At 65.2% G+C, this 26425-nt stretch carries 26 protein-coding genes; 11 read left to right on the forward strand and 15 right to left on the reverse strand.

Annotated elements, in window-relative coordinates:
- Positions 1 to 81: 81 nt before the first annotated feature.
- Complete coding sequence (locus GcLGCM259_RS14595) at positions 82 to 1071, reverse strand: siderophore ABC transporter substrate-binding protein (RefSeq protein WP_138927061.1); 990 nt, start codon at positions 1069 to 1071, stop codon at positions 82 to 84.
- 941 nt (positions 1072 to 2012) lie between these two features.
- Between GcLGCM259_RS14595 and GcLGCM259_RS14600 the strand changes: the two genes are divergently transcribed.
- Positions 2013 to 2225, forward strand: a complete 213-nt coding sequence (locus GcLGCM259_RS14600) for a hypothetical protein (RefSeq protein WP_138927062.1) — start codon at positions 2013 to 2015, stop codon at positions 2223 to 2225.
- A 55-nt stretch (positions 2226 to 2280) separates the two neighbouring features.
- Here GcLGCM259_RS14600 and GcLGCM259_RS14605 read toward each other — a convergent pair whose 3' ends face one another.
- The 7 genes from GcLGCM259_RS14605 to GcLGCM259_RS14630 form a co-directional block, all read right to left on the reverse strand.
- Positions 2281 to 3027 (reverse strand): aspartate/glutamate racemase family protein, encoded by a 747-nt coding sequence (locus GcLGCM259_RS14605; protein ID WP_138927063.1) that lies wholly within the window; start codon positions 3025 to 3027, stop codon positions 2281 to 2283.
- Positions 3028 to 3044: 17 nt separating this feature from the next.
- Entirely contained in the window at positions 3045 to 4571 is a 1527-nt protein-coding gene (locus tag GcLGCM259_RS14610; RefSeq protein WP_138927064.1) for an NCS1 family nucleobase:cation symporter-1, read from the reverse strand.
- Positions 4572 to 4791: 220 nt separating this feature from the next.
- A complete protein-coding gene (locus GcLGCM259_RS15315; protein ID WP_175419463.1) occupies positions 4792 to 4929 on the reverse strand; it encodes a hypothetical protein in 138 nt (45 codons plus the stop codon).
- Between the two features lie 298 nt (positions 4930 to 5227).
- The gene (locus GcLGCM259_RS14615) at positions 5228 to 5890 is read right to left on the reverse strand and encodes an HNH endonuclease (RefSeq protein ID WP_138927065.1); all 663 of its coding nucleotides are present in this window, start codon (positions 5888 to 5890) and stop codon (positions 5228 to 5230) included.
- 59 nt (positions 5891 to 5949) lie between these two features.
- Positions 5950 to 6894, reverse strand: coding sequence for an endonuclease/exonuclease/phosphatase family protein (locus GcLGCM259_RS14620; protein WP_138927066.1), 945 nt, complete (start codon positions 6892 to 6894; stop codon positions 5950 to 5952).
- 68 nt (positions 6895 to 6962) lie between these two features.
- Positions 6963 to 7460 carry a hypothetical protein gene (locus GcLGCM259_RS14625; protein ID WP_138927067.1) on the reverse strand — a complete coding sequence of 166 codons (498 nt, stop codon included), beginning with the start codon at positions 7458 to 7460 and terminating at the stop codon, positions 6963 to 6965.
- A gap of 2 nt (positions 7461 to 7462) precedes the next feature.
- Positions 7463 to 8539 carry a carboxylate-amine ligase gene (locus GcLGCM259_RS14630; protein ID WP_175419464.1) on the reverse strand — a complete coding sequence of 359 codons (1077 nt, stop codon included), beginning with the start codon at positions 8537 to 8539 and terminating at the stop codon, positions 7463 to 7465.
- A 380-nt stretch (positions 8540 to 8919) separates the two neighbouring features.
- Between GcLGCM259_RS14630 and GcLGCM259_RS14635 the strand changes: the two genes are divergently transcribed.
- The gene (locus tag GcLGCM259_RS14635; RefSeq protein ID WP_138927069.1) at positions 8920 to 11052 is read left to right on the forward strand and encodes a catalase; all 2133 of its coding nucleotides are present in this window, start codon (positions 8920 to 8922) and stop codon (positions 11050 to 11052) included.
- Positions 11053 to 11261: 209 nt separating this feature from the next.
- On the opposite strand, the gene GcLGCM259_RS14640 is transcribed toward GcLGCM259_RS14635, so the two are convergent.
- Positions 11262 to 12167, reverse strand: coding sequence for an SDR family oxidoreductase (locus GcLGCM259_RS14640; RefSeq protein ID WP_391495604.1), 906 nt, complete (start codon positions 12165 to 12167; stop codon positions 11262 to 11264).
- Positions 12168 to 12816: 649 nt separating this feature from the next.
- On the opposite strand from GcLGCM259_RS14640, the gene GcLGCM259_RS14645 reads away from it, so the two are divergent.
- From GcLGCM259_RS14645 to GcLGCM259_RS14655, 3 genes are read left to right on the forward strand one after another with little or no spacing between them, the layout of a single operon-like run.
- Positions 12817 to 13086 carry a DUF7218 family protein gene (locus GcLGCM259_RS14645; RefSeq protein ID WP_138927070.1) on the forward strand — a complete coding sequence of 90 codons (270 nt, stop codon included), beginning with the start codon at positions 12817 to 12819 and terminating at the stop codon, positions 13084 to 13086.
- A 28-nt stretch (positions 13087 to 13114) separates the two neighbouring features.
- Entirely contained in the window at positions 13115 to 13303 is a 189-nt protein-coding gene (locus GcLGCM259_RS14650; protein ID WP_138927071.1) for a hypothetical protein, read from the forward strand.
- Between the two features lie 46 nt (positions 13304 to 13349).
- Positions 13350 to 13607: a hypothetical protein gene (locus GcLGCM259_RS14655; RefSeq protein ID WP_138175949.1), complete on the forward strand. Its 258-nt coding sequence runs from the start codon at positions 13350 to 13352 to the stop codon at positions 13605 to 13607.
- A 126-nt stretch (positions 13608 to 13733) separates the two neighbouring features.
- On the opposite strand, the gene GcLGCM259_RS14660 is transcribed toward GcLGCM259_RS14655, so the two are convergent.
- The 5 genes from GcLGCM259_RS14660 to GcLGCM259_RS14680 all read right to left on the reverse strand — a co-directional run bounded on the left by GcLGCM259_RS14660 (position 13734) and on the right by GcLGCM259_RS14680 (position 18917).
- Positions 13734 to 14627 carry a carbohydrate ABC transporter permease gene (locus tag GcLGCM259_RS14660; protein WP_246049654.1) on the reverse strand — a complete coding sequence of 298 codons (894 nt, stop codon included), beginning with the start codon at positions 14625 to 14627 and terminating at the stop codon, positions 13734 to 13736.
- Complete coding sequence (locus tag GcLGCM259_RS14665) at positions 14620 to 15543, reverse strand: carbohydrate ABC transporter permease (RefSeq protein WP_138175951.1); 924 nt, start codon at positions 15541 to 15543, stop codon at positions 14620 to 14622. Before GcLGCM259_RS14665 ends, GcLGCM259_RS14660 begins: the two co-directional genes overlap by 8 nt.
- Positions 15544 to 15552: 9 nt before the next feature.
- Positions 15553 to 17019 (reverse strand): extracellular solute-binding protein, encoded by a 1467-nt coding sequence (locus GcLGCM259_RS14670; RefSeq protein ID WP_138927072.1) that lies wholly within the window; start codon positions 17017 to 17019, stop codon positions 15553 to 15555.
- 183 nt (positions 17020 to 17202) lie between these two features.
- Complete coding sequence (locus tag GcLGCM259_RS14675; protein WP_138927073.1) at positions 17203 to 18366, reverse strand: hypothetical protein; 1164 nt, start codon at positions 18364 to 18366, stop codon at positions 17203 to 17205.
- A gap of 122 nt (positions 18367 to 18488) precedes the next feature.
- Complete coding sequence (locus GcLGCM259_RS14680) at positions 18489 to 18917, reverse strand: CBS domain-containing protein (protein ID WP_138927074.1); 429 nt, start codon at positions 18915 to 18917, stop codon at positions 18489 to 18491.
- A gap of 334 nt (positions 18918 to 19251) precedes the next feature.
- On the opposite strand from GcLGCM259_RS14680, the gene GcLGCM259_RS14685 reads away from it, so the two are divergent.
- A complete protein-coding gene (locus tag GcLGCM259_RS14685; protein ID WP_054821704.1) occupies positions 19252 to 19467 on the forward strand; it encodes a hypothetical protein in 216 nt (71 codons plus the stop codon).
- 69 nt (positions 19468 to 19536) lie between these two features.
- Positions 19537 to 20709 (forward strand): alcohol dehydrogenase catalytic domain-containing protein, encoded by a 1173-nt coding sequence (locus GcLGCM259_RS14690; protein ID WP_138927075.1) that lies wholly within the window; start codon positions 19537 to 19539, stop codon positions 20707 to 20709.
- A gap of 34 nt (positions 20710 to 20743) precedes the next feature.
- Here GcLGCM259_RS14690 and ku read toward each other — a convergent pair whose 3' ends face one another.
- Positions 20744 to 21889 (reverse strand): non-homologous end joining protein Ku, encoded by a 1146-nt coding sequence (gene ku / locus GcLGCM259_RS14695; RefSeq protein ID WP_138927076.1) that lies wholly within the window; start codon positions 21887 to 21889, stop codon positions 20744 to 20746.
- A 253-nt stretch (positions 21890 to 22142) separates the two neighbouring features.
- On the opposite strand from ku, the gene GcLGCM259_RS14700 reads away from it, so the two are divergent.
- From GcLGCM259_RS14700 to GcLGCM259_RS14720, 4 genes are all read left to right on the forward strand, one after another.
- Positions 22143 to 24644 carry an ATP-dependent DNA ligase gene (locus GcLGCM259_RS14700; protein ID WP_138927077.1) on the forward strand — a complete coding sequence of 834 codons (2502 nt, stop codon included), beginning with the start codon at positions 22143 to 22145 and terminating at the stop codon, positions 24642 to 24644.
- A 482-nt stretch (positions 24645 to 25126) separates the two neighbouring features.
- Positions 25127 to 25378, forward strand: a complete 252-nt coding sequence (locus tag GcLGCM259_RS14710; RefSeq protein WP_054821171.1) for a DUF4235 domain-containing protein — start codon at positions 25127 to 25129, stop codon at positions 25376 to 25378.
- Positions 25379 to 25411: 33 nt separating this feature from the next.
- Positions 25412 to 26071 (forward strand): cysteine hydrolase family protein, encoded by a 660-nt coding sequence (locus GcLGCM259_RS14715; protein ID WP_138927078.1) that lies wholly within the window; start codon positions 25412 to 25414, stop codon positions 26069 to 26071.
- 4 nt (positions 26072 to 26075) lie between these two features.
- Positions 26076 to 26396, forward strand: a complete 321-nt coding sequence (locus GcLGCM259_RS14720) for a hypothetical protein (protein ID WP_138175967.1) — start codon at positions 26076 to 26078, stop codon at positions 26394 to 26396.
- Positions 26397 to 26425: the final 29 nt, after the last annotated feature.

Below are 26425 nucleotides of genomic sequence, written 5' to 3' on the forward strand. Positions count from 1 at the left end.
ACTGCGAAGGTGTGGTGAGACGCCACAGTGGTGGACGCCGCCGGTTGGCTGCGTCCACCACTGGGTCAGTGCGCGTTGGGGCTACTTGCCTTCGAGCGCATCAGCGAAGTCATTGATGAATTCGGTGTAGGTCTGGATGCCCTCGTTGGTGTAGGTGTCAGCCGGCATCACCAGGACGTTGCCTTCCTTGGCGGCGGTGACGTTCTTCAGCGCATCCGAGTTCTTCAGCAGGTCGGCGGCCGGCTTGTAGTCCGGCTCATCGGCGGCCACTGCGGCATCGCGGTCCATGACCAGGATCCAGTCCGGGTTGGACTTGGCGATGGCCTCAACGGAGATGTCATCACCCTGGTGGTCGGTGGAGGACTCATCAACCTCAAGGGCCGGGGTCAGATCCAGCAGGTCGAACAGCGGGCCAAGGGTGCGGCCGGTGGACGGTGCCGAGTAGTTGATGTTGCCGCCGGAGGTGATGACGCCCATCACCTTCTGGTCCTTGTTGTAGGCGGCCTTGGCGCGCTCGACGGCCTTGTCGAACTCGTCGGTCAGCTTCTTGGCTTCATCTTCCTTCTGGAAGATCTGGCCCAGCACGGTGGTCTGGCGCTTGAGTTCCTCGCCGAACGGCTTGTCCTCGCGCGGGTCCAGGGAGACGATGGTGGCCTCGGGGGCCAGCTTCTTGAAGTCCTTCTCGTACTGGGTGAAGCGCTGGCCGTTGATGATCAGGTCCGGCTCCACGGCGACGACCGATTCCAGGTCAGGCTCGCGGTGGCTACCCAGGTCGATCAGGTCCTTGTCCTTGGTGTAGCCGATGGTGTCCGGCATCAGCGAAACCGCTGCGGCCGAGAGCTCCACGCCCCAGGAGTCCAGGGTCTCGAAGGTGCGGTTGTCGGTGGCAACCACGGACTTTGCCGGGACATCGATGGTGTGCTCGCCGTTGTTGTCCTCGAACGTGACGGTCGAGGCGCCCTCGGAGGACGAAGCGCTCGACTCTGGGGTCGAAGCGTTCGAACCGCAGGCGGTCAGGGACAGAGCGGCGATGCCAAGCAGCGCAGCGGCGCGCAGTTTCACAGAGGCCATGATTTCCTATCGTTCCGGGGCCACCGAGCGGCGGCCAGCGAGGTTGATCTGAAATTAGCTTAGCCTAAGCTCCATGCGCTCTGCACTCCGCAGATAAGGTTATTCAAATCACACCTAATGTGATCCAGGCTCCGAAAGTACGGGTTTTCAAGGATTTTTCCGCGAACAACAAGGCGCGCCTGCCTGAATAACGAACCAAATTGTTTCCGGAATCCAAGAAAAAGAGAATTCCGGGAAATTTTCGTTGGCGAAGGTCCCTCGCGGCTGGTATTGTGCCCGCCTTCGACTCCCGACCTTCACTTGGACGATGTGGGGCAGACTGCCTTCCCCCGAGGTTTATGCCCATCTCCTTGGGGACTCAGTTCTTGGGGAGCCCGGACGGCACTTTCGCGCGCTGCTTCCACCTTGAAGCGGTTGCGCGGGAATGCCCGGCAGTTTAGCTGGCAGCGGGTGGCAGTGGCGAGGGTCGTTGCCCCGTCGGTTCAACGGGTGCGCTTCGACTTTGTCGGAAAGGCGCCGGTGATGGCGATGGGTGACGCTGATATTGAAATCATTGTGGAAGGGCGGCGCAGTTTCCGGCTTCCGAACGCCCGACAGGCGTGCCGGCTGCCACGTGCTGAACCAGGAGTTGGCTGCTCAAGAATTCCCTGCCGCCCTCACTCAATCGGCGGCCACTTTGGTCACCGCTGAGCCTACGGCGGAAAGGACATTGAGCTGGGCTCGGTGATTTAGGCGGCATGCTTCCGCCATGTCCTGGATCGGCTTAGGGAGGGCTTGGGGTGCACTAATGATGTACTGGCGGGTGCCGAATCACGAGAGCCAGCAGGGCGCCCCGTTAGAGATTGCGCAAAGGGCTGGACGCGGGGCTGGGAGTTTCAAACTGCAAGCGCTAGCCTTGAGAGCCTTGGGCCCACCACCTACAGTGCTGAAGGAGGTTGCTTATGGAAGTGAGGACGCTGCTCCTTGAACTAAGCGATGACCAGTTAGCCGATCTGAACGACGCTTTGGAAGACTACAGAGACTATTTCAAGACGCAAGCTCAAGAAGCCTCCATGGGTTTCGGGCTCGATGCCGAGTATTGGGAATCCCGGGCGAATGAGATTCAAGGCTTAAGGGAGATGCTCCTGAAGGCCCGCGGCAAAGAAGTCACCTGAAGGCACTCACTGCGGGGCGGTCCAGCACTTTGGACCGCCCCGCAGTGAGTTTCTATCAGGACGCGGCGTTGACTTCCGTCAACCTGGTCAGGGGCCAGCCAATAACGCGCTTCGGCCGCGGCGGGGCATAGGTGCGCACCTTTGAGGTAGACAGGCCCATTCGGACCATTGACTCAGCGATGGTGACCGCAGCGCGCACGCCGTCAACGATCGGAACGCCGGTGGCTTCGCGGACCTGGTGCTCGAGCTCGGCCATGCCGCCGCAGCCCAGGCAGATCACCTCGGCCTTGTCCTCCTGCACCGCATGCCGGGACTGATCGACGATGGCTTCGATGGCGCGCTGCGGATCCGACTCTAGCTCCAGGACCCCCAGTCCGCTGGCCCGCACGGAGGCGAGCCGGTCGGTCAGCCCGGCCAACTTCAGCCGGTCCTCGATCAGCGGAACCGTCCGGTCCAGCGTGGTCACCACTGAGTACTTGTGCCCGAGGAACTGGGCCGTGGACGCCGCCGCCTCGGTGATGTCCACGACCGGCACCTCCAGCAGTTCCTGCAGGCCTTCGCGGCCGTGCTCCCCGTAGCCAGCCTGAATCACCGCATCGAACGGCTCGGGATAATTGACCACTTTGTCGATGACGGCGATCGCCGCCAAGTAGCTTTCGAAGTTTCCCTCGCAGCTGTCGGCCCCGAAATCGGGGGTGAGCTCAATGATCTGCGTCCCGGGGGAGGCCACTTCCCGCGCGGAGTCTCCGATGGCGGTGGTCATTGAGGCAGTGGTGTTCACGTTCAGGACGAGAATTCGCATGGTCTTTTCCCTTCCCTCTAGTGCTTTGCCACTACGGCGATGGCTTCGCCATCGATATCCGCCAGGTCATGCTGTCGCTTGGCGAGCAGCAGGTATACCAGTGCGCCGCTGCCCGAGCCCAGGAACCAGGCGAAAGGACCGACAACATGCAGGGCAGGAAGGAAGGCGAGCAGCAGGGCCACTATGGAGCTGATGGCCAGCGCTGCCACGGCACGGTAGTTCACGCCACGGGTGAAGTAGTAGGTGCCGTTGGGGGAGGTGCGGTAGAGGTCCACGACGTTGATGCGTGCCCGGCGCACCAGCCAGTAGTCGGCCATGATGATCCCGAACAGCGGGCCGAGCAGCGCGCCCAGGCCGCCCAGGAAGTAGTTGATGATTTCCGGTGAGTTGTACAGATTCCACGGCAGGATGACCAACCCGATTACCCCGGAGATCAGCGCGGCCCGGCGGAAGTTCAGGTGCTTGGGGAACAGGTTGTTCAGGGCGTACGTGGGTGCGACGAAGTTCGCCATCAGGTTCACCGCGATGGTCAGCACCAACAGGGCGCCGGATGCCAGCAACAGCAACGCCGTGTTCGGAATGGCCTGAACGACATCTGACGGAGAGTCAATGATGATTCCGTTGATGGAGAACTGGGTGCCGGTCAGCACCACCACAATCGCACCGAAGAACAGCATGTTCAGCGGGATTCCGAAGAAGTTGCCGCGCACGATTGCCTGCTTGGAGATCGCGCCGCGGGTGAAATCGCAGAAGTTCAACACGAAGGTGCCGTAGATGGAGACCCACAGCGCTGCCGCGCCGAACACGCCGATCCACATGTCCAGCCCACTGCGGGGAGTGCCGGTATCCAGGGCGATGTTGAACCCGGATTCGAACAACATCCACACGGCCAGGGCAAGGAACGTGACAAGGATGACCGGACCGGCGAAGGCCTCATACTTGCGGATCATCTCCATTCCATAGCTGACGATGACCAACTGCAGGATCCACAGGGAAACAAAGCATATCCAGCCCAACACGTCGAGGCCGAGGAAGCTGGTTTCCCGCAGGGAAACGGCCCCCGGGGCCAAGGCGATCACCATCACGCTGAGGACCTGGGAGGCCAGGAAGGTTTGGATGCCGAACCAGGCGATAGCGACCGCGCCGCGAAGGAGCGCCGGAAGCTGCGCGCCGGTGATGCCAAAAGCAATGCGGCTCATGACCGGGAAGGGAACGCCGGTCTTCTCTCCCATGAATCCGGAGAGGGTCAACAGGGCAAAGAGCAATATGGCTCCGATTCCCAACGCGCCTAGAATCTGCCATCCGCTCATGCCCAGGGCAAAGAGGCCGATGGCAAATGCGTAGTTGCCCAGTGAGTGCACATCGTTTGCCCAGAGGGTGAAGATGCTGTAGGCGTTCCACGTTCTGCCCTTTTGGGCGGTCGGTGCCAGGTCTTCGTTGTAGAGCGAAGCGGACAGCTGGTGCGGGTTGGAGGGGTCGATGCCCAATGGGACATCAGTGGTTGGGGTGCTTTGAGGCGCCGTTACGGCGTTGGGGATAGACATTGGTCAGGATCCTCTGAGATTTATGGCAGGCCAAGGCAGCGGCTGCGGGCAGCGCAAAGCGGACTGCAAAAGTTAGGGAGAACCGAGGGCAAATGAGCTGGTTCGGTATGGAGGGTTGCGGCGAAGTGGTCAGAGCGACAGGGACCGCAGGCAAAGGGTGCCTCTCCGGAAACGCCAGCGCCAAAATCATGGGCGGGGCGTGCGGAGGAAAAAGGAAATCTCAGACGCGCAGGAAGGTATCTTTGTAGCCGGCATAGTGGCCGGCCAGCGCCGCGTTGCGTTTCGCGGCATAGTGCGAACGGCGAATCCACTGCCGGCCCACGTGGGCGCTGCAGAGAATCAGATCGAGACTGATCATGGCTGCTCCTGAGAAAGAACTCCGAGATGTGTGCCACATCACTAATGGTGCTCTTACTGTAGTGGTGCCGCGTTGATTCCGCAAGAAAATAATTCACTTCCAGCATACGGAAGGGATTCCTCTTGCCCTGCGGAATGAATTCATTCTGTCCGGCGGAATAGGGGCTGGAAACAAGCTTGCGTGGTGGAACTTGAGCCAAGGGAATCAGGGTCGCGGTCTGAACAAAAATCGCTGGAGCCTGTGGCCGTCCCTGGGGTGGGGCGGCCACAGGCCGAAGACGCATCACGAACCGATGGGATTAGCCAGGTCCCAGCTCATCCCCGGCATGCCAGGACAAGGTGGCATCCGGTGGGCCGGTGCCATCCGGTGGGTCGGGGTCATCGCCTGGTGGCCCGTGTGGTGCCCGGTTCCCGGCGCCCGGTGGCGGGTCCCCGGGGATTTGCGAGCTCAGATCCGGGTCGCTGGGATCATGCCAATACCCCGGGGTGCCCGGCGGGACCTCATGCAACGCCAACACCTCACGCAGCTTCTCATCCACATACACCGCCTCCCGCGAAGGAGCGCTCATCGTGTAGTTCGACCGACCATTCACGGTGGTCAGACTGCCCGGATCAGAAAAGTGCACCAACCCGTTCGGGGATTCCCACCGCACCGACCCATCCGGCAGGAACTGGCTCTGCCACCGCAACGCGTGTTTGAACATCTGATGCCGGGTACACAACAATTTCGTGTTATCCCGGGTGGTCGCCCCGCCCTTGGCCCAGTCCTTGACATGATCGATCTCGCACCGCTCCGCCGGGCGCCGGCATCCAGGGAACTGGCAATGCTCATCACGCAACTGCACCAGCTCCTGCAACGCCGCCGGAGGCCGGTACCGGGTGCGGCCCACATCGATCGGGGCCCCGTCCCACGGATCGGTAAGCACCCGGGCAAAGGACGGGGCGTGCCGGACAGACCCCATACCGGCATCGGCGGCAAATCACCCATCGACCGCGTACACAACGTCCATGGGAAGAACAGCTAGGGGGCGGACACATCCAGGGTGGAAACCAGCCCCAGGTGGTCAGAATCCCCGGCCTCCACGCGTTCCAGGCCGGCCGGCTCCACCCCGCGCACCAGCACGTGGTCGATGCCCAGCACCGGGAAGGGCTGGCGCGGCCAGGTCAGCGCCAGCCCCCAGCGGCTGTAGCGCACCAGTTCCAGCTGCCCGCTGACCGGCGCGAAGTGCCGGTCGGTGCTGGTTGCGTTGAAGTCCCCGGCGGCCACAATGCGCGGGGAGGGATCCTGCCGCACATACGCGGCCAGGTTGCGCAGCATCATGTCCCGGTCACCGTGCCCGGTGGGCCGGGCGGAGGCGGCATGCACCGTGTACAGGCGCACCGGCCCGGCCGCGGTTTCCACATCCAGGCGCAGCGCCCGATCCCAGTCCAGGCCCAAATCCAGCGGCTCGGCCCGGCTGACCGGGTACTTGGACCAGACCCCCACGGTGCTGACCGAGAAATGGTACGGGTGGCTGGAGGCCAGGGTGCGGCTCACCTCGGCGTCCTGCCCGGCACCCAGCTCCTGCAGGGCGATGACCTCCGCCCCGGCCTGCGCCAGGGAACGGGCCGCCGAATCCACCTGCCGTTCATGCACGTTCTGGGTGGCCACCTTCAGCCCCTGCACCGGTTCGCGGGCGGGAGCCGGCACCACCATCGGGCCGAAGATCAGCGCCCAGGCCACCGCCGGAACCAGCAGCATCAGGAAGGTGCCGCGCCCGCGCGCGCCCAGGGCAAGGAGCAGCAGCACCGGTACCCCCAGCCCCAGCCAGGGGGCCAGGTTGTCGATGACCAGGCCGAGCCCGGCCACGTCGGGAACCTGCTGGTGGAAAACCAGCAGCACGGTCAAGGCGAGGCAGCCGGCAATGATCAGCAGGCGCGCAAATATTCTGGATGCCGACAGGCGGCGTGATGCAACGTGGGACATTGGACTTCAACAGTGCCACAGAAACCTGCAAAAACAATCGATTTGCCCTGCGAAATGCTGTGGACGGTTCAGGCCTCTTCCAGGGGGCCGCCGGAGAGGCGATCTGCCGAGTACGGCTGGTGATCCAAGACCCGGCGTTCCGGATTCTGCTGTTTTGCGGAGCGATACCCGGGCACCTCATCCTGCAGCGACTCATCTTCCAGCTCATGCCAGTCAATGCTGTCCACCGGGTTGTTCCAGCACGCGTTCTCGCGGCGGATGCGCCGGGTCTTCTCCCGGTCTACCCACGCCACCTTCAGGTGCGAGAAGTGATTGGCGTCAAGGACCTGCGCCGGGTAGCGGATCATGACCCGCGGCCCATAACTGGCGATTTCCTGGGCATGGATCAGCGACCCGTCCAGCTGCACCTCCAGATACGGGCATTGGTCGGCCTCGTGATGCTGGATCTGCGCCGGGTCCTCGGCGGCGGGCAAGCGTCCGCGCGATGCCCCCGTCGACTCGCCCTCCATCCAGCGCAGGACGGCGCAGCCATTGAGCAGGCCACCGGTATGAAAAGGATCCCCCATGATTACAACTCCAACTCGTGCCGGGCCAACTGCAGCAGTTCACTAAGCGAACCCTGCGCGAAGGCCTGGCGCTGGCGGCGTGCCCCATTGCCGCGACGTACTGTTTCCTCCAATTCCTGACGGACGTACTCATAGTCCCTGCTGTCCCGCAGGGCCGGCTCGATGTGGGTGAGCAGGGTCTGCAGGAAAGCCTCGGTGCTGGTGGTGCTGGAGGTCCAGGGGTTCAGCAGCGGGCCGTCCAACCCGTGCTTGGCCGCCTGCCAGAACGCGATGTCCAAGAATTCCGGGTCAAATTCCCGGTTGCGGCTCGGATATTTCACCGCCTGGTCCACCAGCCCGCGCACCAGCAGCGCCAGCAGCACCGAATCGGCGGCCCGCATCTGGGAGTCGGCCACCCGGACCTCCACGGTCGGCTGGTTTTCCGACAGGCGCATTGCCCAGCCCACGTGTCCACTGTCCAGGACCACGTCACTGGCCAGCACCCGGCCCAGGCGCCGGTCGTAGTCCCGGCTGTCCTTGAAGGCCGGCGGAATGCCCTGCACCGACCACCGGCGGTACTGGATGGTGCGCCAGGAGGCGAAACCGGTGTCCGCGGCCCGCCAGTAAGGGGAGTTCGCGCTGATCGCCAGCAGCAGCGGAAGCCAGGGGCGCAGCGCGTTCATGGCCACGATCCCCTCCTCACGGTTCTCGATGCCCACATGGATGTGCTGACCGCTGAGGTAGTGCTCCGCGGCGATGCCGGGCATGTGCTGGGCAATGCGCTGGTAGCGTTCGGTGTCGGTGACCGTCGCGGTTTCGGTGCTGATCGCGGGAACCGCGCCCAGCCCCACCGCCATTAGTCCCTCGGCCTGCGCCGCGGAAGCCAGCTTGCGCCGAAAGGTGCGCAGCTGATCCAGCCCGTCCTGGGGGCTCTGGCAGACCCCGGTGGCGAACTCGATCTGGCATGCCAGCCATTCCTTCTGGATCTCCCCTTCAAGCCGATGCGTTCCCAGCCCGAGCAGTTCACCGCGCGGAACGGCGGGCAGACCGGTTTCCCCATCGAGCAGGAAGAACTCCTCCTCCACACCAAAGGTGTTCAACGTGTCCTTCCTTCCTTTCTCCCACGCACGCCGCTTGCGTCGACGGCGGGTGGGGGCCAGTGCCTGTCGGTAATCCTGGTGCGACACTAGGCCAGTGACGCCGCCGCTGAAAGGGGACCGGGTGAATTCACATGCTGCGTTCAAGAAGCCATAGCGGAGCCTGATGGTAAACGGCAGGAAATTTGCTGAACCGTTCCGATGAATCCATTGACATTTGTTTGATGCCCTGCCTGCGACTCGTAGCGTGAGGGGCAGGAATCAGGCACGAATCCCCGTGCCGGCGCCGACCGGTGCTGACCGGGCACCCGCTGGCCGCTGCGGGGGTTTGTCGCCGAACACCGACTTCATCTGCCTCGAACAACTCACGTAGGAGCGCACGCATGAACAAGCCAGCCAATCAACCCAATCAATCCGCCAACGCGAAGCACACCGGTCCGCCGGAGGATGCCAAAACCGGTTACGGCCAGCGTTCCGAGCACATGACCACCAGCCAGGGCGCCCCGGTGCGCGATACCGACCATTCGCTGAAGGCCGGTCCGCGCGGCCCGGTGCTGCTGCAGGATCACCACCTGCGCGAGAAGATCACCCACTTTGACCACGAACGCATTCCCGAGCGCGTGGTCCACGCCCGCGGCGCCGGGGCCTTCGGGCAGTTCACCAGCTACGGCACCGCCGAATCGATCTGCGCCGCCGGGTTCCTGGAACCCGGACGCGTCACCCGGGTATTCTCCCGCTTCTCCACCGTGGTCGGTTCGCGCGGCTCCTCGGACACCGTGCGCGACACCCGCGGCTTCGCCACGAAGTTCTACACCGAGGAGGGCGTCTTTGACCTGGTGGGGAACAACATCCCAGTGTTCTTCATCCAGGACGGCATCAAGTTCCCGGACATCGTGCACGCCGCCAAACCGCACCCGGACCTTGAGATCCCGCAGGCCCAGTCGGCGCACGACACGTTCTGGGATTTCGTCTCCCTGCACACCCCCGCCCAGGCGCACGCCATCTGGCAGATGAGTGACCGCGGCATCCCGCGGTCATTCCGGATGATGGAGGGCTTTGGCATCCACACCTTCCGGCTGATCAATGCCCAAGGCAACAGCTGTCTGGCCAAGTTCCATTGGAAGCCCAAGCTCGGGGTGCACTCGTTGACCTGGGAGGAAGCCCAGCTGACCTCCGGGGCGGATCCGGACTTCCACCGCCGGGACCTGGCTGATGCGATCAGCTCCGGGCACTACCCGCAGTGGGAGCTGGGGGTCCAGGTGTTCCCCGATGACGGTTCGGAAAGCTTTGAGGGCATCGACCTGCTGGACCCGACGAAGATCGTGCCCGAGGAACTGGCCCCCGTCCAGCCGCTGGGGCTGCTGGAACTGAACGAGAACCCGTCGAACTACTTCGCCGAAACCGAGCAGGTGGCCTTCCACCCCGGACACCTGGTGCCCGGCATCGACGTCACCAACGACCCGCTGCTGCAGGTGCGCCTGTTCTCCTACATCGACACCCAGCTCAGCCGGCTGGGCGGGCCGAACTTCTCCCAGCTGCCGATCAACCGTCCGCACGCGCCGATCAATGACACGTTCCGCGACGGGATGCACCAGCAGTACATCCACGAAGGGATCGCGCCCTACAAGCCGAACTCGCTGGACGGCGGGTGCCCGTTCATGGCCGAGCCGGGCAGCGAAGCCCAGGCGCGGATGGTGGACTTCCCCGAGGCGGTCACCGAGGCGGTGAAGGAACGCGCCGAGCCGGTGGGCTTCAGCGATCACTTCAGCCAGGCCCGCCTGTTCTACCGCAGCCTCACCGCCCCCGAACAGCTGCACGTGCAGCAGGGGTACTCCTTCGAACTGGGCAAGTGCAGCAGCGAGGAAGTGCGCAAGCGCCAGCTGCAGTGCCTGGCCAACATCGATGAGGAGCTGTGCGCCTCGGTCGCCCTCGCCCTGGGCCTGCCGGCCCCGCAGCCGGATGAGGAGGTCAAGGACATGGCACCGAGTCCCGCGCTGTCCCAGGTCGGCCAGCAGTGGCCGGTCGATGGCCGCGTGCTGGGACTGGTTGTCAGCCCGGAAACCGACCTGGAGCTGGTGCGCCGGCTCAAGGACGAGGCGATGGGCCTGAACCTGCGGGTGCTGCTGGTGGCCGCCGACGGCGGCAAGCTGGCCGAGGGCCTGCCGGTGGACCGCAGCTACCTCACCGCCCGCTCGGTGGAGTTCGACAGCATCCTGGTGGTCGGCCGGCACCGTGCCGCGCCCACCGCCAAGGTTCCGCTGGACACCAAGGCCGGGGCGGCCGGGGACCACGCCGGACCCGAGATGCTGGACCCGCGGGTGGGCCTGCTGCTGCAGGAAACCTTCCGCCAGTCCAAGGCCGTGGCCTACACCAGCCCGGAGCTGGAGCAGGACCTGGCGAAGCTGGCCATCCCGGCGGGCACGCCCGGGTTCGAACACCAAGATGCCGGGCAGGCCGTGACCTGGCTGGCCGGGCAGATGGCCCTGCACCGGGTGTGGCAGCGCTTCGGCGGCTAGGACGCCAAACAACGCAAGACGACCTGGGGCCGTGGATCCGTGTGGGGGTCCACGGCCCCAGGTTCATTTGCCGTACCGGCCCCGCGTGGGCAGCGAGCGCCGCCAAACGGGGTGTGAGTCAAATAAAAAGAGGCACCAACGCCGTGGCGTTGGTGCCTCTTTTTATTGGCGGGCTGTGCCGCCGTCAGGCCGTTGCGGCCAGCTGCCGGCTACGGCTGGTTCTGTCCGCCGTTGACGTGGATCGTGGACCCGACCACGTAGGAGGCGTCGTCGGAGGCCAGGAACACATAGGCCGGAGCCACCTCCACCGGCTGACCGGCACGGCCGAGCCAGGTATTGTGACCGAACTTCGGCAGCTTCTCGATGGGCTGGCCATCCGAGGGCTGCAGCGGCGTCCAGATCGGTCCGGGAGCCACCGCGTTCACGCGCACGCCGCGTTCGGCGGCCTGCTGCGCCAGACCCTTGGTGAAGTTCGAGATCGCGCCCTTAGTGGCCGCATAGTCCAGCAGGTGCGCGGAGGGTTCGAACGCCTGGATGGAGGTGGTGTTGATGATCGACCCACCCTCGCCCAGGTGCTTCAGGGCGGCCCGGCTGAGGGTGAACATCGTCAGGATGTTCACGTCAAAGGTCGCCTCCACCTGCTCATCGCTCAGCTGGTCGATGGACTCGATGCTGATCTGCTTGCCGGCGTTGTTCACCAGGATGTCCAGCCCGCCCAGGGCCTTGACCGCCTCGTCCACCAGCGAATCACGGTAGCTGCGGTCCCGCAGGTCACCGGGCAGGTGGTGCACCTCCACACCGGCTTCCTCCAGCACCTGCGCGATGCTCAGCGCGTCGCTTTCCTCCTGCGGCAGGTAGGCCAGCGCCACGTCGGCGCCCTCGCGGGCAAACGCGATGGCCACGGCCGCGCCGATGCCCGAATCACCGCCGGTGATCAGCGCGCGCTTGCCGGTGAGCCGGTCCCGGCCCTGGTAGGTGCGCTCGCCGTGATCGGCCAGCGGGATCATCTCGCTGTCCAGGCCCGGTTCGGGCTGACGCTGTTCGGGTGGGGAGATCTTCTCCTTGCCGGCGCGCTGGGCGCGGTCCCCGTCCCCGCCGCCGGAGGAGGTTTCCACGCCACCGGTGCCCACCGGCTCGTGCGGGGCGCCGGGCCCCGCCTGCTTGCGGCCGCTGTGACCGTCCCCGGTGCCGACCGGTTCGTTGTGCTGCGGCACGCCGGAGGTCGATTCCTCGTCGTCGTCGCGGTCGGTGTGGGCGGTGCCTACCGGCTCGTTGTGTTCGGCGCTGGACGTGGTGTCCTTGCTGCTGGTGTCGTTGGGAGTACCCACCGGTTCGGTGTGCTTCTGTGGATGTCCAGGGTTCTGGGACTGATCATGGGACATGATTGTTTCCTCCTGCTTTCGACATTCGACGGTAGGAGACCGCGCCGCCCCGGGCGACGTAGCCCCTGCTTCAATCCACAGTCTTACAGGCTTGCCCGGCGTCGACAGGCAGGGCAGGGTTTTCACGGAGAAAGCTCAGACGATACTCGGATTCGATTAAGGCATGCGGGATTTTGTTCTCACCGCGGGACAATACGACCGGCGACGGCGGCCTTCTCGGTGTTAGCTGGGATTTCCCGCAAAGCCGCACACACGCCCTGTTACCAGCCTGTGAGGTGGTCTAGCGTGATGCGAATAAGGGGCCCGCACCTTGCACGGACGAACGTCCGGGACGGTGAACCAGGGTCCACGGCGCAGGAGTGAACCGAGTAGGGGAGGATCCATGCCAGAGAACAAGGACAACAGCCGCATCAAGGACGAGGAGCTCTACGAGGAGCTTCGCAAGGAGGGCAACTCCAAGCAGAAGTCCGCCCGCATCGCCAACGCCGCCGCCCGCGACGGGCGCTCGAAGGTGGGTGAACGTGGCGGGGAGTCCGGCAGCTACGAGGACTGGACCGTTCAGCAGCTGCGGGAGCGGGCGGCCGAAATCGGCGTTGATGGCCGTTCCAAGATGAAGAAGGACGAACTGGTCGAGGCCCTGCGCAATTCGTAGGGCTGCATCCAAGGAAAGGACTGGACCAATGAGTGATCGCAAATCTTCCGACGACTACCCACAGACCGACGAGCAGGATGCACGCCTGGCCGAACCGGTTGATCAGGAAACCACCGACCAGCAGGCCAGCACCGAGCGCGGCAAGCGCGGCGATGAGCAGACCGGGCCGGCCGGCAAGGGAGCCGACGAAGACGAACAGCGCTTCGACGCGGGATAGGCCGGCAACGGCCCCGCCACACACAACTTTGCACAAGGGAGAACCAATGTCAGATAGCCGTGGAGTATCTCGTCCGCAGAAGAAACGCCCCGGCGTGGGGCTCATGATCTCCGGTGCCATCATCGCGGTGGCCTTCGCCGCGTTCCTGATCTTCGCACCAGGAGCCGGCACCACCAACCCCAGCCCGCTGTGGATCGCCGTGATCTGGGGTGCGCTGATGTTCATCTACGGCGCGTTCCGGGCGATCCGCGGGCGTCACGCATTGGACCACCCGCGCGGCGGCACCAGCGTCGACGGCAAGTAGCCGCACACGCCCGGTGACTGCCACCACCGCAGCACGGCGGTGAACCACACCGGACCGTGAAGAAACCAGCCAGGGGCTGCAGATCCCGTTCAAGGGAACTGCAGCCCCTGGTCTGTGGTCCGCCCGCTATCGGGGACCGGCGGGTGCCGCGCCCTCCAGAATGTGGCGCTGGGCGATGAAGAAGACGATGATCATGGGAATGGTGGCAATGACGCTGGCGGTGACGATCAGCTCCCAATGCCAGTTGCCAGCAAAACCAAACTGATCCACCAGGGCCTTCAGCCCGCGGGGGATCGTGAACGTGGTTTTATCGCGCAGGTAGATCAGCGGCCGCATCAGGTCCGTCCAGGCCGCCTGCGTCTCAAAGACCAAGGTCACCACGATCGCCGGCTTGCACAGCGGCAAGGCGAAGTTCCAGTACAGCCGCCAGTCGCTGGCCCCGTCCACGCGGGCCGCCTCGAAGACCTGCCGGGGCAGGCCCAGGAAGAACTGCCGGATCAGGAAAATGTAGAACGCCGAACCGAACAGGTTCTGCGCCCACAGCGGCGTCAACGTCCCCACCTGGCCCAGGGCATCCCAGATCAGGTACGTGGGAATCAGGGTGACCACCCCGGGCAGCATCATGGTGGCCAGAATCAGGAAGAACAGCGCGTCCCGGCCGGGGAAGCGGTAGTACGCGAACCCCCAGGCCACCAGGGAACTGCTGAACGTTACGGCCAGAGACGCCAGCACGGTCACCAGGATCGTGTTGCCCATCCACAGGGCCATCGGCGCCGACTGCCAAATGTCCAGATAGTTCTGCAGTGTTGGGGTCGCGGGGATCAACCGGTTGTCGAAGACCTCTGACTGCGGTTTGAAGGAGGCCGAAAGCAGCCAGATCAGCGGGTAGATGAACAGGCCCGTGGCGATCAGCAGGACCACCCAGGACAACAGCTTGCGCACCTTGCGCAGGGCCGTGCGCTGCCCGGCCATCTCGCGCGGGGGGCCGGCGATGCTGCTGGTGCTGCGGATGCTAGCCACCGTCTTCTCCTTCGTAGTAGACCAGTTTCCGTCCGGCGAAGTACTGGATCATCGAAATCACCATGATCACCAGGAACAGCACCCAGGCCAGCGCCGAAGCGTAGCCCATGTGCAGGTATTCGAAGGCCTGGCGGAACAGGTAGATGACGTAGAACAGGGCCGCGTCATTGCTGTAGGTCTGGTTGCCCGCCCCGAAGTACGCGGTATAGGCCTCGGTAAAGGTCTGCAGCCCGGCAATCGTGTTGACGATGACCAGGAAGAACAGGGTTCCGGAAATCATCGGCAGGGTGATGCGGGTCAGCCGCCGCCAGGCCCCGGCCCCGTCCAGCTTGGCCGCGTCGTACAGGTCCTGCGGCACCTGGTTCAGCGATGCCAGCAGGATCACCACCGATCCGCCCAGCGTCCACAGGCTCATCAGCACCAGGCCCGGGACCACCCAGCGTCCATCGGTGGTCCACTGCGGGCCGGGGATTCCCACGGCCTCCAGCAGGACGTTGACCGCTCCGGTGTGCCCGTTGAACAGCAACAGCAGCAGCACGCCCACCGCCACCGGCGGGGTCATGTTCGGCAGGTAAAACACGGTGCGGAAGAAGCCGCGGCCCCGGATCACCTGCTGCAGCAACAGCGCCAACGCCAGGGCCACCCCTATGTGCAGCGGCACCGAGAGCAGCGTGAAGTACATGGTGTTGCGCAGCGAGAGCAGCACCTTGGGGTCCTCGAAGAGCTCCCGGTAGTTGTCCATCCCCACAAACGACGGGTCGGTCAGCACGTCATAGTCGGTCAGGGACAGGTAGGCGGTGTAGATGATCGGCCAGGCCGTGAAGATCAAAAACCCCAGGATCCATGGGCTGATGAACACCAGCGCGGTCAGCGTGGTGCGCCGCCGCCGGGCCCGCCGGGTGGTTGCGGTTGCCATCGGGCAGCCCTACTGTTCCGAGCTGCTGGCCTGGGAATTGGCCTCCCACTCACTCCACGCCTGGTCCAGGGCCCGCTGGGCCTCATCCTGCGCGGTTTCCAGCGAATCGGTGACCGACGCGTTGCCGCTGAGCACCCGGTTCACCGCGTCCAGCCACGCCTGCTTGAACTGTGCGTCGGCCGGCAGGGCCGGGATGGCGAAGGAGTGGTTGTTCGCTTCGTAGGACGCCTCCACGGCCTCGGCCCACGGGGAGGCCAGGTAGTCGTTGGTGTCCACGAACTGCTCCTTGATCTGCTCATCCGCCGTCCGGTTCGCCGTGAACAGGCCCGTGAACGGCTTCTGATCCTTCACTCGGTCATCCGAGCGGGCCTTGGACGCCGCCAACCAGGTGTCAGTGGTGGTCATGGTCTTCAAAAAGCGGCACGCGGCCTGCGGGTTGTCGCCCCCGCTGGGGATCGCCCAGGCCGAACCGGTGCCAAAGCTCATCGGCTCACCGGCGGAGGTCTTCATCGTGGTGAACGCCATTGGGGTATCGGGGGAAACGTCGTTGAGGATATTGACGTACCACTGCTCCATGGGCATCGCGCCCAGGGCGTTGGTGGCGAACTGGTTGCCCTTGCCGAAGAAGTCGGCGGAGTCACGCAGCGACTTGACGGTGCCAAAACCGTCCTGCTTTTCGTAGAGGTCGATGCCGAACTCCAGGGCGCTGACCACCTTCGGGTCGTTCAACAGCGCGGTCCGCCCGTCCTCCGACACCAGGGCGGCACCCTCGCCCATGGCCCACAGCGGAAGGAATTCTGGAAGCTTGGGGTCGTAGCCGATGGCCGAGAGCTTGCCGTTCTTGTGCTGCATCATTTTCTCGGCGGCATCGGTGATCAGCTGCGGGTTGGACCCGTCGATGTCCTGCACGGACAGCCCGGCGGAGTTCAGCATTTCGGCGTTGGCCATGATGATCTGCACCTGGTTGAACTCCGGCACCCCGTAGACGTTCCCGTCGAAGGTGACCTGGGCCAGGGCCGACTCGCGGAAGTCATCGGTGTTGATGCCCTCACCCTCGATGCAGGTGTCCAGCGGCATGACCGCCTTGCGGGCGGCCATCGAACCCAACTCGTCCCGGTTGATGTAGATCAAATCCGGGGCCTTGCCTGCGGCAATGGCCGACAGCAGCTGCTGGGTGTCCAGTTCCCCGGCCGGGGCGCTGAGCGTGGCCGGCTTGATGGCCTCCTCGGCCAGGTCGGTGCGGGTGCTGGCCACCTCGTCGGCGTCCCGGTTGAAGCCCATCACATCCAGCTTGCCCTGAAGCTCGGCGTCGGAGGAGAACTCGATGCCCGGATCGTTGTTCTTGTCATTGGTGCTGCCCCGGGCGCAGCCGGTTACGGCGATGGCCGCGACACACGCCAGGGCCAGGGTGCGGACAGCCGGGTGCGCGGGCGGGCGAAGACCGGACGCCGGGGACGGGGAAGAAGAGCGTGACATCGTGACTCCCAGGTGCGCGTGAAGGAACCGGTGCTCAGCGACCGCGCCGGCAGATCCCGGCGCGGGAGCTGAACGTGGTCTCACGATAGAAGCGGTGCCCAGAGTAAGCCATGTCACACGATTTTTAACAGCAAGTACTCAGGTTTAGTGCCCGTTTCCTGGCGGGTGGCGCGCGGAGCGCGGCTATTCGCCGGACTCTTCGTCCTCTTCCTCCAGCTGCAGGTTGCGCCGCTCGTACTCGCGGTGGCTGAACGTCGCCTGGCGCACCGCCTGCTCATCATCGAAGCTCGAGCCGATGGCCCCGCCCATGGTGCCCAGGGATGCGGCCAGCCACGCCAGGTTCAGGTATTCGTCGAGGCTCGCCTCATGGCCCAGCTGTTCGGAGAGGAATTCAATGTCAATGACGGCCAGCGCACCGAGCAGCAGCACCCCGTAGAGCACCAGGTACATGGCGGCGGCCGCCAGCCCCACGGTGACCAGGGTGGCCACGTTGTACAGCACCCAGCGTTCGCGCCTGCGCACCCCGCGCGGGGACTCCCACAGGCGGTTGTGCATGATCAGCCAGGTGGTCAGCACCGCCAGCGAGGTCAGCGTGATCAGGGTCAGCCGGGCGGCGGAGAGATAGTCGGCCATCTGCCAGATGCTGGTGTAGAACACGCCGAACGCGCCGGTGGCGGCGGCACCGGCCATGGCGGAGGACAGCCGCGGCACCAGGCGCCAGGGACGGTTGCTGCGCACCATCCCGAACACCAGCAGCAGCCGGCCCGAGAGCCCCTCCACCGTGGAGAAGCGGTCCTCCGGCTCCTGCTCGTGCACCACGCTGCCGGTCATTGACAGCAGCCGGTCGGGCATCTTCACCGAGGGCTCGGGGGTCTCGTTGTCCTCGTGCAGTTCCTTGATGGCCCGCAGGACCCAGTCGATCAGGGTGCGGCGGCGGGCCAGGCCCATCATCGGCACCACGATGGTCGCCACCCGGTGGGCGCTGCTGACGATCATGCGCACCGGCCGGCCCTCGACGTACTGCGGGATGTCGGTCAGGTAGACCACGTAGTCCCAGCCCAGGCGCTTGCCCAGCGATTCGGCGTGGTCGTTGATCATCACCCGCCCGGCGGCCGAGACCGGCAGCGACTGCCGGTCGCTGTCGATCTCCCACAGCTTGCCGCCCTCATCGCGGGTGTTCAGCGTGTGGCGCACCGGCTGCAGGACCCGGCCGGCCAGTGTCTGGGCGATTCCGGGATCGGCAAGCAGCCCCACCGTGTAGTCCGGTTCCCGCTGCGGGCTTTCCTCGCCCTCGGACTTGTCCTCTGCGGCCATCTGTTCCTGCCTGTCGATCCCGCCGGTGCTCATGCGTCCCACTTTCCAAGGCGCCATCCGGCGGTGCTGGATATGGCACTGTGGTGGCCGGCCAGGGGCCGGGCCACCACAGTGCCTCGTAGTTGTTCAGTATGGGTCAAGCGGCTGTGTGTCTCCTAGTCCTGCGGTTGGGAAACACCGGAGACCATGTCACCGGTGCGCTCCTCGTCGTAGTAGCGGGCAACGTCGGCCTGGGCGAGCATGCCCACCAGCTTGTGCCCGTCAATGACCGGCAGGCGGCGCACCTGGTGCTGCTGCATGGTCTTGATGGCCTCCTCCACGGAGTCATCGGCGCCGATGGTCACCGGCTTGCCCTGGGCGTAGTCGGCGACCTTCACCCGTGAGGTCTCCACCCCGTCGGCCACACAGTTGATGACGATGTCGCGGTCGGTGATGGTTCCGGCCAGCCGCTCATCGCTGCCGCAGATCGGCAGCATGCCCACATCCAGCTGCCGCATGCGCTGCGCGGCGAACTGGATGGAATCCTGCTCGTTGACGCACTCGGCCGGAGAGGTCATGAGTTCTCGTGCGGTCACTGTTGCCATGGTCCTACTTCCTTCCTTTTCAGGGGAACGGAAGCCGGTCGGCTCCCTGAGTTGTCGCTGCCCGCCGCCGCTGCCGATGCGCTGAAGCAAAATCCGCTGCGGCGGCATCCAGGCACACCCCCAGCGTGGCCGCTGCCCGGGCGCAGCGGCAATGATTGCCAGCAACCTTTATGCCGTTACCGCCGGCGGGCCAAGCTGGGGGCCGGGCATTCTGTAAGAAACCGATTAAGCGTGTTCCCGCGCCACGGTGCGTGGTACTTGGTAGGGGGTCAGCTGTTGCGTGCGCGGCCGCTGGCACCCCACGTTCCCGAATCGAGGAAAGGCGGAACACCACATGGGTTTCATCGACAAGGCCAAGGATGCGGTGAAGGAAACCATCGACAAGATCAAGGACCCGGACCAGAACCTGGTGGAGAAGGCCTGGCCGGTTTCCGAGGGGAACCCGGACGTGGATGACCGTCCGGAGCCCGGGGAAGAGGATGACCCCACCGTGGGCATCGACCCGGACCTGGACCCCTCCGAGGGCGACCAGTACGACGACGAGCGCTAGGACCACCGCCGGCGGCAGCCACCGCCCGGCGAACCCCCGGCACCAGCCCATCCCAACCGAAAGGCAGGCATGAAGGCACTGACATGGCAAGGCAAGCGCAAGATCGAGTACACCCAGGTCCCCGACCCGCAACTGCAGCAGCCCACCGACGCGATCGTGCGGATCACCTCCACCGCGATCTGCGGTTCGGATCTGCACCTGTACGAACTGCTCGGCCCGTTCATGCAGGAGGGGGACATCATCGGCCATGAGCCCATGGGCGTGGTCGTTGAGGTGGGCAGCGAGGTGCACAACCTCAAGGTCGGGGACCGGGTGGTGATCCCCTTCAACATCGCCTGCGGCCACTGCTGGATGTGCGAGCAAGGGCTGCAGTCCCAGTGTGAAACCACCCAGGTCAAGGAGCAGGGCAAGGGGGCCGCTCTCTTCGGGTACTCGAAGATGTACGGGCAGGTGCCCGGCGGGCAGGCCGAACTGCTGCGGGTGCCGCACGCCGACTACGGCCCGATCGTGGTGGGCAACGAGCTGCCCGACCACCGCTACCTGTTCCTCTCGGACATCCTGCCCACCGCCTGGCAGGCCGTGCAGTACGCGCAGGTGCCCGACGGCGGGAGCGTGGCGGTCTTCGGGCTGGGGCCGGTCGGCCAGATGGCCTCCCGCATCGCCACCCACCTGGGCTTCCGGGTTATCGGGGTGGACCCGGTGGCCGAACGCCGCGACATGGCCGCACGCCACGGCGTGGAAACCCTGAACTTCAAGTCCTCCAGCGCCAAGGAACTGGCGGAAATGACCGGTCGCGGACCGGATTCGGTCATTGACGCGGTGGGCATGGAGGCGCACGGTTCACCGGCAGCCTGGGTGGCGCAGCAGGCGACCGGCCTGCTGCCGGGTCCGGTGGCGGAACTGGCGATGAAGCATGCGGCGGTGGACCGCACCGCGGTGCTGCATTCGGCGGTGTCCTCGGTGCGCCGCGGCGGAACGATTTCCCTCAGTGGGGTTTACGGTGGGGCCGTGACCCCGATGCCGCTGCTGGAGATGTTCGACAAGCAGATCACCGTGAAGCAGGGCCAGTGCAATGTGCGGCGCTGGATCGATGACCTGCTGCCGCTGACCGAGGATTCAGCTGACCCGCTGGGCCTGGACGACCTGGTCACCCACACCGCCCCGCTCTCCCGCGGGCCGGAGCTCTATGAGACCTTCCAGAAGAAGAAGGACGGCTGCATCAAGGTGGTGCTAACGCCCTAGGGAACCACCGGGCCGAACGGTCCCGGAAGAGTGTTCAGGCGCTCTTCCGGGGTCGTTTGGTCTCTGTGGACTTCTTCGCGCTGGAGGTGGTGCCCTTTTTGGCCGCCGGTTTCTTGGCCGCCGTCTTTTTAGCGGCCGGCTTCTTCTCTGCCGACTTTTTGGTCTCCGTCTTCTTCTGCGCGGTTTTCTTCGCGGTGGATTTTCTGGTGCTGGTCTTCTCGTCCGAGGAGTTCTTGGCCGCTGTCTTCGTGGCCGTGGATTTCTTGGTGCCCTTGGTGGCTGTTTCCTTCTTGGCCGCCGTCTTCTTGCCGCCGGAGCCCGAATCAGCGTCCTCATCCTCGGCCTCGGCGTCCTTGGCCGGCTTCGAGCGGGTGGCCGCCTTGGCCTTGCCACCGCGCTTGGAATCGATGCTGCGCTTCAGCGCCTCCATCAGGTCAATGACCTCCCCGGAGGATTCGGTCTCGGCCGGGGCCTCACCGAACGTGGCGTCGGTGTCCAGCGCGTCCCCCTGCTTCAGTTTTTCGTCAATGAGGGTGCGCAGCTCGTTCTGGTAGTCGTCCTCGAACTGGCTCGAATCGAAATCCCCGGTGAACTGCTCCACCAACGCCGCCGACATCTTCAGCTCCTGCGGGGAAATCTTCGCCGCACCATGGGCGGCAGGGAAATCGGCTTCCCGCAATTCATCGCCCCACATCATGGACTGCAGCACCATGACATCGTCACGCACCCGCAGGACGCCCAGCCGGGTCTTCTGGCGCAGCGCGAACTTCACCACCGCCATCAGCTCGGTCTGCTCCAACGTGCGGCGCAGCAGCGCGTAGGCCTTGGGGGACTTGGAATCCGGTTCCAGGTAGTAGCTGCGCTCCAGGGTCAGCGGGTCAATCTGCTCTGCCGGAACGAACTGCACCACATCGATTTCGCGGCTCTTCTCCGAGGGCAGCGCATCCATTTCCTCGTCGGTGAGCACCACGGTCTGCTCACCGGTGTCGTAGGCCTTGTCGATGTGCTGATAGGTGATCTTCTTCCCGCACACCTCACAGCGCCGCTCGTAGCGGATCCGGCCGCCGTCCTTGTCGTGAACCTGATGCAGGTCAATGTCGTGGTCGCTGGCCGCACTGTAGGCCTTGACCGGCACGTTGACCAGCCCGAACGCAATAGAACCTGTCCAGATAGCACGCATAGGCACAGTCAAGCAGGAAGGCAGCGGCGCTGACTAGGGGGCGCAGCAAACTTCATGGTTCTTCCACCATCACCCGGCCCCGCTGTCCGCCGGCGGGGCGGACAACCGCAAAGCTTGCCATGAGCGGTTGGGCACCGTCACCCGGCAGGGCACAGTGGGAAACAGCGGCACGGGCCTTGAGCAAGGAGCCGGGCCAACGCACGATGGCAGTAGCCGGCACGTGGGAAGCGTGCGGCAGATAAGGGAGGGACGCATGGCTCGGCGGGGCGGCGAACAGAGCGTGAGCATTGACGGACACACCCTGCGGGTCAGCAACCTGGACAAGGTGCTGTATCCGCAGACCGGGACCACCAAGGGTGAGGTGATCGACTACTACGCCCGGGTGGCGCCCACCCTGATCAGCTACGCGGCCTGGCGCCCGGCCACCCGCAAACGCTGGGTCGAAGGGGTCGGTACGGAGGGCAAGCCGCTGCAGCCGTTCTTCCGCAAGGACCTGGAGGACTCGGCCCCCAGCTGGATTCCCACCGGGAAGATCCAGCATTCGGATCACGTGAACACCTACCCGCTGGTCAACGAACCAGCGGTCCTGGCCTGGCTCGGGCAGGTGGCCGCCCTGGAAATCCATGTCCCGCAGTGGCGCTTTGATCCCACCCTGAACCCGCAGAACCCGGACCGCATGGTTCTGGACTTGGATCCCGGGCCCGGGGCCGGACTGGCCGAATGCGTTCAGGTGGCCAAGTGGTGCCGGGAAATCCTGGAGGGGATGGGCATGCAGGCGCTGCCGGTGACCAGCGGGTCCAAGGGCATCCACCTGTATGCGCCGCTGGATGGCACCCATACTTCCGAGCAGATCTCCGCGGTCGCCCGTGAGATGGCCCGTTCCCTGGAGCAGGACCAGCCGGAGCTGGTGGTCTCGAACATGAAACGCTCGCTGCGTGAGGGGAAGGTGCTTGTGGACTGGAGCCAGAACAACGCGGCCAAGACCACCATCTGCCCGTATTCGCTGCGCGGACGCGCCCACCCGACCGTGGCCGTTCCCCGGCACTGGGAGGAACTGGAGGATCCGGACCTGCGCCACCTGGAGTACCCGGAGGTGCTGCAGCGCCTGGAGGAGGGCAACGACCCGCTCACCCCGCTGGCCGATACGGCCAGCACGGATCGGCTGGCCACCTACCGCTCCATGCGCGATGCGGCCAAGACCCCGGAGCCGGTGCCCGAACCACGCACCAAGACCACGCTGCGCACGGTCGGGCAGCAGGCCACGTTCGTCATCCAGGAACACCAGGCCCGCCGCCTGCATTGGGATTTCCGGCTGGAACACGACGGGGTGCTGGTGTCCTGGGCGGTGCCCAAGGGACCGCCGCTGCGCCAGGGCGTGCACCGGCTGGCCGTCATGACCGAAGACCATCCGCTGGAATACGCCAGCTTCCACGGCAGCATCCCCAAGGGGGAGTACGGGGCGGGCACCGTGGAAATCTGGGACACCGGCACCTGCCGGATCGAGGAGTGGGAGGACGACAAGAAGGTCATCGCCGTGCTGGAGGGACGCCCCGACGGTGGGCTGGAGGGCGTACCGCGCCGCTTCGTGCTCATCCACGCGAAGAACATGGGTGGGGAGCGCAACTGGCTGCTGCAGCTGACCAAGGACCAGCCCTCCGAACACGAGCGGTCCGAACCGGAACCAAGCGAGGAACCAGGCGCACCGGCTTCCCACCCCAAGGCCCGGGCCACCCGCAGAACTAACGGCAACGGGCCGAGACCCGCTCAGCTGCCCGAACTGCGTCCGATGCTGGCCACCGCCGGAAGCCTGGGGGACATCGACCCGGACGAATGCTGGTCCTTTGAAATGAAATGGGACGGCTACCGCGCCCTGGTGGGCACCACCGGGGGAAAGCTGAGCATCACCAGCCGCAACGGCAAGGACCTGACCGAGCTGTTCCCCGAACTGGCTGAAATCACCGGGCTGGCCCCGCAGGGCAGCATCCTGGACGGGGAAATCGTGGCGTTGGATTCCACGGGGCGCCCCGACTTCGGGTTGCTGCAGCAGCGGCTGTCCAGCACCGCCAAGTCCTCGCGGTCCACCGCCAAGGCCCGCTCCGGTCCCGGGAAATCGGATGTGCACCTGATGCTCTTTGACGTGTTGGCATTGCCCGGTGAGGGTGGAGCGATGCAGGACCTGACCGATCAGGTCTACCAGGTGCGCCGCGAACGGCTGCAGCAGGCGGTGCGCGAAGGCCGTTTCATCCACATTCCACCGGCCCACCACGGGGCGGCGCCGGACGCGGTGGCCACCAGTGAAGAGCTGGGGCTGGAAGGCATCGTCGCCAAGGAATGCGACAGCAGCTATGAACCGGGCCGGCGCAGCCGCGAATGGATCAAGATCAAGCACCAGGCCCACCAGGAAGTGGTGGTGATCGGCTGGCGGCAGGGCCAGGGGGCGCGCAGCTCCAGCTTTGGCTCCCTGCTGCTGGCCATCCCCGACCAGCAGGGCACCTTGCACTACGCCGGGCGGGTGGGCACCGGGTTCCGCGAGGAACAGCTGACCCAGATCCGCGCCCGCCTTCAGAAGCTCACCCGCAAGACCCCGCCGGCCAAGGACGTGCCGGCCGCCGATCAGCGCGACGCCCACTGGGTCAGCCCGAAGCTGGTCGGCGAGGTGCAATACAGCGAGACCACCCGGGACGGGCGCCTGCGCCATCCGGTGTGGCGCGGCTGGCGCCCGGACAAGGACCCGGAGCAGGTCCGCCGCGAATAACCGCCCACTTATCGCTGGCTGGGATCTTGCTGGACGTCCTTGGGACTGAACCCGGCCAGATGACAGGGTGGTGGCAACCGGTGCGAAACGAACCGGACTCGATCACGGAAAGGAGAAGGACCATGCAAACTTGTGCCAATTGCGGAAACACGGCCCAGGACATGTTCAGTATCACCCGCGACGAGATGACCCGGCACTTTGACAGTTTTGAATGCGCGATCCACATGATGGCCCCGCGCTGCGCGCACTGTCAGTGTGCCATTCTCGGCCACCCGGTGCGCAAGGAGGGCGGAGCGTTCTGCTGCTCCCACTGCGCCGAGGGAAGCGAATCGTCGCAGGTGCCCACGCAGTAATCGCGAAGCACGGCGGCTGGCCGAAGCACCGAGGGCTTCTTCGCACCCAGCCACTATCCGCAACCACCAATTTCCAATTCACCAACCATCAGCAACAGCCCGCCACCGGCGGGAAGTAAGGGGATAGAAATGAAAATCCTGATCCGTCTGCTGAGTCTGGGAGTGTCGATGCTGGCCGGACTGGTCGGCACCAAGCTCATCAGCGCCGTCTGGCGCAAGGGCACCGGCGAAGAGCCGCCGAGCCCGGCCAACCCAAAGGAACAGCAGCAGGCCACCGTGCCCAAGCTGCTGGTCTTCGCCGCGATCTCCGGAGCGAGCGCCGCGGTCATCCAGGCCATCACCAAGCGCTGGACCGGCCAGCTGGAAGCCAAGGTCGGCTAGCCGGCCCGCGGGCCAGAGCCAACAGGAGGCAGCATGACACAGCTCAGTGGGGACTTCCGGCATCCGGCCTTGCTGCTCATCGACCTGCAGAACGCGTTCTTTGAGACCGAGGAGCTGGCCGCCAAGCGCGATCAGGTGGTGGCCAACTGCAATCGCCTGATCGCCGCCGCCCGCGAGGCCGGGGCACCGGTGATCAACGCCCGCACCGTGCACAAGCGCGACGGCTCCACCTGGACCCTGAAGATGCTGGAGGACGAACAGGGTTACCTGTTCGAGGGCACCGAGCAGGCCGAGAACCTGAGTGAACTGGACCTGGACGGGGCCATCAGCATCATCAAGCGGCGCGACAGCGTCTTTTGGAACACCGAACTGCTCACCCAGCTGCTGCAGCACCGGGTCACCTCGCTGATCATGGCCGGGGTGTCCTCGCACACCTGCGTGGCGGCCACCGCCTCGGACGCGTTCGCCGCGAACCTGGCCGTGGTCGTGGCCACCGACGCGGTGGCCTCCGAGGACCCGGATTTTGAGGATGTCACCCTGAAGCTGCTGCGCGAGCAGCACCGCCAGCGCCTGGCCGAAACCTCCTCCATTGTGCGCCTGCTCCACGTCTCGCACACCCACCACAACGAATCGACCGACCCCAACCCGTTGGAGAATGCACCCACGAACACCGGGCGCGAACGAAAGGACTGAGGACATGACCCTGAACAACTCCGAATTTGACGACGTGCGCCGCGACGAGGACATCGACGAGCCGATCGACGGACGCGACAGCCAGCCGGTCAGCGAAGGCTCCTCCGACGCCCCGCAGACCCTGGAATCCGAGGATCCGCTGCGCGGCCAGGACGCCATCCTGGACGAGGACGACGAACATGCCTTCGGCACCGGGCCGCTGGAGGGCGACGACGAGGAGCGGATCGTGGGCGACCCGCAGCTCGAACAGGACATCGACCCAGGGGTGGACGAAGCCCGGCCCGCCAACCAGGGCGACCACCGCGACGACCCGGACCTGGACTGACCCCAGGGCCTTCCCACCCGCCCCGGCTG

It is taken from the genome of Glutamicibacter creatinolyticus (assembly GCF_006094275.1).
GTDB lineage: Bacteria > Actinomycetota > Actinomycetes > Actinomycetales > Micrococcaceae > Glutamicibacter > Glutamicibacter creatinolyticus.